Source organism: Legionella santicrucis (genome assembly GCF_001468135.1).
In the GTDB taxonomy this organism is placed as follows: domain Bacteria; phylum Pseudomonadota; class Gammaproteobacteria; order Legionellales; family Legionellaceae; genus Legionella; species Legionella santicrucis.
This window is the reverse complement of record NZ_LNYU01000028.1, coordinates 1-6465: the sequence shown is the minus strand read 5'-3', so window position 1 is coordinate 6465 and position 6465 is coordinate 1. Positions and strand designations below refer to the sequence as shown.

Below are 6465 nucleotides of genomic sequence, written 5' to 3'. Positions count from 1 at the left end.
AGTGCGATTGAGAAGCATCTAAAAAAACACTTTTGGAAGGCGGCCTAATTCAGAATTAACACTTTTGGTGGTTCTTCCACACGACCCCTAAAACTTGATTTTTTTGGATAGCGCTTTTAGTTACTGAGGGAAGAAAAAATATTATAAGAAATGAATTAAGCATGAATATAAAACTAGCGCCAGAATCACCATAATATTTGGTTAAAAACAATGAATAACCCACTCTTTGCTGGGCAAATATAAGACCAAGTGAGAATATAATACTTAAGCTTAGGCGATATAAATTTAGATTTGATTTTGATATGGCTTCATCATGTTTTTCTGTTATTACATTTACCCTACCTGAACGATCTGAAAAGTAGAATAAAGAAGATATTACTAGAGTAATTCCTATCATAGTAAACATCTGTATAGGATTGTTTTTTGATAAGTAAGTGACCGTAACGCCGCCAATTCCAAGCCCAATATTTGAAGATACATTTAATAAGCTTATCGCTAAAGCTCTTTCGCTTTCCATTTTACCAGCTAACGCTGTAATTAAATAATCATTACATATAACATACACATAACTTGCTACTCCTAATATCAACATAATTACAATAATAAGCCATATTGAGGAGGTGTAACAAATTGAGAAAAAACAGATCGCCTGTAACATCAACGAAATTCCTGATAATTTATATGGATCGCTCCTATCAAGTAACTTTGCAGTCAGCCAGGATCCTAACAAATTACCCATGACAAAAAACCCAACAATCCAGCTAATTGTATCGGCAGTTAATAACAAATATTCATTTAAGAAAATAGCAATAAAAAAAGCTACTCCTGCTGAAATAGATTGGATCATATAAAAAAACAAATATAATTTACATTTATTGTTTAAATTTAGATAAGTTTCCATATATCCTTTAATACAAGTCATGCTAATCCCTTAATAATGTACTTTATTGAAATTCTTCTATTTTCAAATTTAACTTTACAAAAATTTTTTCATCAAATGATCTATTTTTTTCACCAGGTATATATAACGTTGAAATAGAACTAATTTTTTGATTTATCAATAATTCTATTGGAAATTTTATGATTTTAGGTTTAACTCCAGGATAAAGAGCAGCTTCATATAAAATAGCTTGATGCTGTGGGGTATATGTTTTTAATAATTTTTCTTGAATTAGCAATACCCCATCTTTAACATTTTTTATTACTGGTTTGATATTTCCAACCATTCCCAATTGCCAAATAACAAGGTCATAGTGTTTATCGACCATGCCATCAAATATTAAAAAACTCATGGCCTCGACAGATAAACAACCATTTTGACTAGGATCAACCTCTAGATCAGAAAAAAGACAATCTTCTGCGGAAATACCAGGCAATACAACGGTTTCAATATTTCTTTTTTTAGCCCTCTTTATAGCATCTAAACCAGGTGTAGAAAAAATTGTAGGATGACCGTACATTACTATAGAAATAAAATTATATTGATCTGTATAATTTAGTATTTCGTCAGCTATTTTTTTATAAGACTCAGAACGTTTTTCATATAAAAAATATGAACTTTCAAGAGAAATGCATTTTTTTCCATATTTAATTAACCATTTTTCAATTATTGGCTCATTAACTAAATACAATACACAATCAGCTTGCTTAATATATGCTTGCGCTTCAATAGTCAAATGTGAAATTGCTTTAATTCCTGAGCCAATTAAAACAAGTTTTTTACTCACGATTTTCAAAGCTTACTACTTTAGTTGTATCAGTAAATTTTTCTTTATTGGATATTTTTACTCTAATGGCAAGACTATCACATCCTAAAACTTCTTTAATTTTCTTTTCCTCTTCGTTAAAAAGAGCCTCTTGAGCTATCTTTTCAAAATAATTTAAGTCTTGCATTCCCCCCCCTTAATCGTCCAGTTTGAATATCATTTCAAATTAAATAGTCTTTTCTTTTTTCTGGCCAGATTTTTTCTTTAAAATAAATACTTAATTTTGCAGTAGGTGGTACTGGGTCACCTTTTTTTCTGTGGTCTGGAGCCAATGATTCTATCTCACCTTTACTTAAGCTCTGCTGCCATTCATCAAAAGCTACTTTATATAGCTCTTCTTCAAGAGCTTTTTTTCTTTCCAATTCCGATTTCCTTATTTCTAGAATTTTTAACTGCGCCAGCTCTTGGGGTGATTGATAGTTTGGTTCAATCCAAGCCTCACCTCTTTTTAAAACAGCAATTAATGTAGCCAATGGATTTGGATATTCCTTGGTTTTCTTATTATATTTTAATGAATATGCGAAATGATTTATAGATTCTTGAGCTATATCGGGAGTTGTCTTATTTTTAATTTGTAATAAATGTTTTTTATTAAACCCTATTAGTTCAAGAGAACTAAAATCTATATCATCCCAAGGATCCAAAAAATCAGTTACTAATGAATTGGTGCTTTCTATCATTCTATTACCACCGCTCCCAAAGGGGTCTATAACACCCTTTGAGATTGCCTTTTCCAGTTCATTACAAATATTCTCATTTAATTGATATCTTGACCAACCTAAATGTCCAGGTTGAAATTCTATTCTCTCTATAAATTTTTGCTTCAGTAAAAACCTAAGAGCTGTTCTTGCAGAATCTTTTGAGATATTAATATTAAGCATCATATCTCGAAGCTTTACTCTTGGAGTTTTATAATTATCTTCTGCTCTTTGCGCTAATTCAAATAAAAATCGAAATAACTGTAGTGGATTGCTTCGTAAATCCGCAAAGCACAACGACTCAGGCTTATAAACCTGATTCATAGACCCCTTTGTAGTTGAAGCATCAATTCTAGAAACATTCAACGACAATCCTGGTTTATGAATATGGTTCATAGACCCCTTTCCTTGGACTGGTGTTATATCATCAATACTATCAACCAACCAAGCTCTTCTTTTTTTCCCAGATGGAATGCTTGGCTCATTTTTTTTTGATTGTATTTGAGATGAGGTATCATTCTTTAATTCAGGTAACAAGTCGTCCAGTCTTGCCATTTTTATGCAACCTCAGCTTCTTTTGCATAACTAAATATATATTGAAGCAAATCCTGATAATCTTCTGCTGCATTATTAGATTTACCTGAGCTATAAACATTATTTGATTTTTGAATACTCTTAGGAATTTCAGAGCAATAGCGTATTACCACGGGGCATAAATGATGAATTATGGCATCTTTCTTCTTAGCCCCTTTAATGGCTTCGCTTGTGGTAGATATGCGACGATCAATACTAGAAAAATAACAATGAATATCAATATTACGCTCTAAATTAAAAGTTTCTTGTAATTCCGTAATTTCATTTAATATTTTTTCAGCACCATTAATTGCATAATCATCACTTCGCATAGGTATAATTACAGATCTTAATAATTGAGGATTTAACTGAGAAATAGCACATATACTAGAGGCAAAAACACTGGATAGTTGAGGTGTATGATCTTGAAATATTTTTGTGTTCTCGCCCAAATGCCTAAATATCTCGTTGTAAAAATTGAGCATCCCTTTTTTAATATCTGAAGGTTTTGACAAAACCTTATCTATATACGCTTGGTTTAAATTTGATTTAACAAACCAAACATTATTACCAACATCAGTTAGTATGTTTTCAATTTTTGCTTTTCCTTCAAGAAAATCAATTAAAATAAGTTCGTCATCTTCAGCGGGAGCACCACATACCGTTCCAGTAAAACTGCCTTGTGAATCCGTGTCAATAATAACAATGGGATCTTCGCGAGTATGAATTCTACGAGCAGAGGCGCTCAAAGAATAGGTTCCGGTAGTTTTTCCAACACCCCCACACAAATTTGCAGTTAATATAACACCGCCTTTTCTAAAGTAATCTTTCCCATGTTCTAATAAAAACTCGGTCGCTGCTTCAGGAGACAAGCCTACAATTCTATCATTAATTCTAGTAACTGACATGTCAGAGGCTTCTTTAAAATAGCGGCTGATCAAGGTTTTATTAATATCAGTAAGTCTAGATAGCTCACTAATTTTTATTTGGGAAACATCCACTTTATCTTCCTTGTCGATTGAAACAAATTTAAATTAAATACTACAATATTGTTTCCGTTGTTGTAAATAGTTTTTCAAACAAAAATTGTCTTTCTTATGAGTTTTGGTTGTTGAAACAAATATGGATGCAATAGATTGATGAAGATCAAAGGGGTTTATAAATACGGTTCATAGGACCTTATGGTGAAGAAATAAAATTAGTTAATCATATGGGTACGTTAAAATCACCCTCACTTTCATTTGCAAGTAGTATTAATTTAGTCAAACAGTAAACCATTTTTAGATATAAAAATATATTTAAAATAAGGTGGTTTTTATCCATGTTAATTTTTAAATTGGTAATTATTGAATCAGCTCGGTTGGTTATTAAAATAAGTTAGTAGTAATAGTGATTAATTACTACTAACTACTGTTAGACCCCTTTTTAAGGTTTATTATTAAAAGGGGTCTATAAGCCTCTTTTAGATCAGGCTACAACAGGTTTAAAAATAGATTCGCGATGTTTTAATAAAACCCTATTTATAAACCCCCTTATATAAAGCGGTAGATCAATCTGGTTTATAGATCATGTCTATAAAAGCTGTTTATAGACATGATTGATAGATCGCATTGATAAATCATGTCTATAAACCCCTTTTATCTCATTCTTTATCCACATTTTCTGGGGATAACCCTGTGGGATAACAGAATCCTCCGTTACATAGGATAAAATTATTCGTTCTTAATACAACAGATAAGTGCATAGAAAACAGACGATTCCCTGGATTTATATTCAATAGGTTTGGGTATTTGCAATAATTATTGAACTCATCTTATTTATGTAAAGGAGAGTATGAAGCCAGTCTATCACAACTTCTTTCTTAAGAAGTTGGGCTATACACTCTTGTGATAGCCCTGTGTACTAATCGATGAAATAAAAAATCTCTTTGATTTATCAGCTTAATCCTCTTACATCACCTCAATGACAAGAGGGATGTGGTGTTCTTCCTGTGGATGTAGAGAAGAGCCAAGGCCATTAACAGAATACAAACCAAACTGGGTTAATGCTTTGCTTTTTTCTGTTTTAGTCTTAGAGCTCTCTGCTTTCTGCTCCATTTGGAGCACGATTGACTCATATCGCTTGACCAGAAGCTCATATTGGTCAACCAATTGTTTATGACGTTCAATAGATATTTTGTATTCATCCTTTGTTTGAGATAGAGCATCTGCACTATGAGATATCGTTCCAACAACATGTTCTAAGCGATTTTCTTTATCAGAAATAAATTCATTAATTCTTTGTACAAAAGCTGTTTGTTGTTCTTGATTCATTGACAAAGTGGAAGTAAGCTTTTCAGTTGTTTTTTGAAATATGACAATACATTTGCGTAAACGTTCCAATTCTTGTTCGATTTTTGTTTTTGATTCGGTTAAATCAACAATTTGAGTCGAAAGTTTGATCTGATTTTGTTGGTATTCGCTCGTTACCTCTTCTAATTGAACTTGGCTTGCCTGGATTAATTTCGATTGCTCCTGGTTTTCCATTTTAAGTCGCTTTGATTCCTTTTCGAGTTCCATTTGGATTTGATGCAGTTTTTGTTGGGTTGCTTTAAATTTCTCGATTTGCTGATTGAGCTCATCAACTTGATTATCGAGGGATTCAATTTGGCTGGATAATAGGCTGTTGTTGTCTTTGAATTTCTGTATTTGTTCAGCGAATTGCTTATTTAACAGATCAAGCAACTCAACCATCGATGAAAGCAGTGTTCCAAGACTTGCAATACCCTGTTTTAATTTGTCTAAATTCGCTGAATGATCTGCAAAATGATCATCAAGAAGGTAACTACTCACAGCATAAGCACACAAGGCAACCAAACTTAAAGTAGTTAGAACTGCCACATGGACAAATATTCCAATAAAAAATGCAGGAGCAACCAATAACACACCAAAACTTATTTTTTGCCATAATGGGACTTCATTCCAGTATCGTGCTGCTTGTGAGAGGATACTGGGGTTGCTGATCATGGAGTCAATGATGTTGTTGAGCGCCTCTTTAATTTGCAAAAGTTTTTTATGCGTTTTAAGAATCTCTTCTATTTTTTTTGTATTTGATTGTTCAAAGAGCTGCTCTACGGATGAATTGATTTCCTTTTGAGACTTCATAGGTATGTTTCCTTAACCGATTAATAAAACTCTATTGGACTTGCTGAAAAAATGCGCATTGTATCGAATAAACTTAAATCAGTCATCTAAATAGGTGTAGTGATATGACGATAACTACAGAAAAACATTTTATTTTAGGTTGAGTGGTCTGAACGAAATAACAGGTAGGAGATGCTGTATCATTTAGAAAGTACAAATTCAGGACTTACGAAAAACTCATCAAGACAGAAGGATTTTGTAGTTCATTGACAAGATAGTTTTTAAGTAGTCCTTTTTTTATTTGGT

General features: G+C 32.3%; 6 protein-coding genes. All 6 read right to left on the bottom strand.

Features of this window, described 5'->3' with window-relative positions; translation table 11 throughout:
- Window positions 1-55: 55 nt before the first annotated feature.
- The 6 genes from Lsan_RS06795 to Lsan_RS06775 all read right to left on the bottom strand — a co-directional run bounded on the left by Lsan_RS06795 (window position 56) and on the right by Lsan_RS06775 (window position 6180).
- Window positions 56-922: an MFS transporter gene (locus Lsan_RS06795; RefSeq protein WP_058513757.1), complete on the bottom strand. Its 867-nt coding sequence runs from the start codon at window positions 920-922 to the stop codon at window positions 56-58.
- A 22-nt stretch (window positions 923-944) separates the two neighbouring features.
- Window positions 945-1727: an SAM-dependent methyltransferase gene (locus Lsan_RS06790; RefSeq protein WP_058513756.1), complete on the bottom strand. Its 783-nt coding sequence runs from the start codon at window positions 1725-1727 to the stop codon at window positions 945-947.
- On the bottom strand, window positions 1720-1893 hold the full coding sequence (locus tag Lsan_RS21985) for a hypothetical protein (RefSeq protein ID WP_157068288.1): 174 nt from the start codon (window positions 1891-1893) through the stop codon (window positions 1720-1722). Before Lsan_RS21985 ends, Lsan_RS06790 begins: the two co-directional genes overlap by 8 nt.
- Before the next feature lie 34 nt (window positions 1894-1927).
- Window positions 1928-3019, bottom strand: coding sequence for a hypothetical protein (locus tag Lsan_RS06785; RefSeq protein ID WP_058513755.1), 1092 nt, complete (start codon window positions 3017-3019; stop codon window positions 1928-1930).
- A gap of 2 nt (window positions 3020-3021) precedes the next feature.
- Window positions 3022-4038, bottom strand: coding sequence for a ParA family protein (locus Lsan_RS06780; RefSeq protein ID WP_058513754.1), 1017 nt, complete (start codon window positions 4036-4038; stop codon window positions 3022-3024).
- Window positions 4039-4986: 948 nt separating this feature from the next.
- On the bottom strand, window positions 4987-6180 hold the full coding sequence (locus tag Lsan_RS06775) for a coiled-coil domain-containing protein (protein WP_058513753.1): 1194 nt from the start codon (window positions 6178-6180) through the stop codon (window positions 4987-4989).
- Between the last annotated feature and the right edge of the window lie 285 nt (window positions 6181-6465).

Excerpts from the sequence above, each read along its gene's own strand:
- Lsan_RS06795 (WP_058513757.1), bottom strand. The coding sequence starts at position 922 with ATGACTTGTATTAAAGGATATATGGAAACTTATCTAAATTTAAACAAT.
- Lsan_RS21985 (WP_157068288.1), bottom strand. The coding sequence starts at position 1,893 with ATGCAAGACTTAAATTATTTTGAAAAGATAGCTCAAGAGGCTCTTTTT.
- Lsan_RS06785 (WP_058513755.1), bottom strand. The coding sequence starts at position 3,019 with ATGGCAAGACTGGACGACTTGTTACCTGAATTAAAGAATGATACCTCA.
- Lsan_RS06775 (WP_058513753.1), bottom strand. The coding sequence starts at position 6,180 with ATGAAGTCTCAAAAGGAAATCAATTCATCCGTAGAGCAGCTCTTTGAA.